This window comes from Faecalibacterium intestinale, from assembly GCF_040096575.1.
In the GTDB taxonomy this organism is placed as follows: domain Bacteria; phylum Bacillota; class Clostridia; order Oscillospirales; family Ruminococcaceae; genus Faecalibacterium; species Faecalibacterium intestinale.
Map to the genome: position 1 here is coordinate 1 of NZ_JBBMEN010000065.1, position 1,237 is coordinate 1,237.

1 protein-coding gene is annotated in these 1,237 nt (G+C 50.8%); it reads left to right on the top strand.

What is annotated here, in order from left to right; all coding sequences use genetic code 11:
* Window positions 1-224: 224 nt before the first annotated feature.
* Window positions 225-1,237, top strand: a 1,013-nt coding sequence (locus WMO20_RS14370; protein WP_349187306.1) for a recombinase family protein, incomplete at its 3' end; no start/stop codon positions are given.

Sequence of the window (1,237 nt, forward strand, 5' to 3'; positions counted from 1 at the left end):
ACCACCACGGAGAAAGTCGGTCACACCACCTACACCGTGACCGGCAGCTATGAGGGCAAGGAATCCTTTTTGAAGAAGCTGGAGCGCATTGTTGCCAAGAACGCCCAGCAAAAATTTGAAGATGAGGGTGCAGACGAATGACAACTGCGCCCAATTCTGCTATACTTGACCCGGTAACCAATCCTGTACTGACAATTGCTCCACAGAGTAAGGAGGACACAACAATGTCTGGAGCAACGAATAAGATTACCGCACTTTACTGCCGGCTGTCGCAAGAGGACGCACGGCTCGGCGAAAGCCTGTCCATTGAGAACCAGAAGGCCATCCTTCTGGAATACGCCAAAAAGAACCACTTCCCGAACCCGGTATTCTTTGTGGATGATGGCTACTCCGGCACGAACTATGACCGTCCCGGCTTCCAGAGTATGCTGACCGAGATCGAAGTAGGGCATATAGGAATCGTTATCACGAAGGATTTGTCCCGACTGGGACGCAATTCTGCCTTGACAGGTCTGTACACAAACTTCACTTTTCCCCAGTATGGCGTTCGCTACATTGCCATTAACGACAACTACGACACCATTGACCCAAACAGCGTAAACAACGATTTTGCGGGCATTAAGAACTGGTTCAACGAGTTTTACGCCCGTGATACCAGCCGCAAGATTCGGGCTGTTCAGAAGGCCAAGGGAGAGCGTGGAGTACCGCTGACGGTCAATGTGCCGTACGGCTATGTGAAAGACCCGGAGAACCCGAAACATTGGCTTGTTGATCCAGAAGCGGCTGCAATCGTGAAGCGCATCTTCTCCATGTGCATGGAAGGCCGTGGCCCGACCCAAATTGCAAACCAACTGTGGGTGGACAAAGTTCTGACTCCCACCGCCTATAAGTTGAGCCATGGCCTGAGTACGAACTCACCCGCCCCGGAAGACCCTTATCGCTGGGATAAAAGAGCAGTAAGTTCAATTCTGGAACGCCTGGAGTACACTGGCTGCACAGTCAACTTTAAGACCTATACTAACTCTATCTGGGATAAAAAGAGACATCTGAATCCCGTAGAAAATCAGGCTATCTTCCCGGATACACATGAGCGCATTATTGACGATGATGTGTTTGAAAAGGTTCAGGAGATTCGTAGCCAGCGTCACCGCATGACCCGGACAGGCAAGAGCAGCATTTTCTCCGGTATGGTCTACTGCGCTGACTGCGGTTCCAAGATGCAATATGGTTCGTCCAA